The 564-nt window shown below is 48.0% G+C and carries 1 protein-coding gene; it reads left to right on the top strand.

The window, feature by feature from the left end; genetic code table 11:
- Positions 1-564: GA-like domain-containing protein (locus AC1M84_RS14260; RefSeq protein WP_481595233.1), on the top strand; the 564-nt coding region annotated here is incomplete at both ends.

Raw genomic sequence — 564 nt, 5'->3', positions numbered from 1 at the left:
CTGCTAAAGAAGATGCACAAGCGAAAGTTGATGCACTTCCAGAAGGAGCAGACAAAGACGCATTGGATGCACGCTTAGATGATCTAGTCGACATCACCTTACCAACAGTAAATGATGAAAACGAAGATGGCGTAGCAGATGAGTACGAACAAGTATTGGCAGATGCCGAAGCAGCAGTAGAGGCAGCAGAAGCAGCATACGCTGCGGCAGAACAAGCACTGATCGATGCAAATGCCAATGGCCTCATCACCCCAACAGAACTTACTGAGCTGATTCAAGCACGTGATGATGCGCTTGCTGCTAAAGAAGATGCACAATCGAAAGTTGATGCACTTCCAGAAGGAGCAGACAAAGACGCACTGGATGCACGCTTAGATGATCTAGTCGACATCACCTTACCAACAGTAAATGATGAAAACGAAGATGGCGTAGCAGATGAGTACGAACAAGTATTGGCAGATGCCGAAGCAGCAGTAGAGGCAGCAGAAGCAGCATACGCTGCGGCAGAACAAGCACTGATCGATGCAAATGCCAATGGCCTCATCACCCCAACAGAACTTACTG

The sequence above is a fragment of the Acinetobacter sp. 24-47-66 genome (assembly GCF_056779755.1).
The sequence above is the reverse complement of the archived record's forward strand: the minus strand, read 5'-3'. Positions and strand labels throughout refer to the sequence as shown.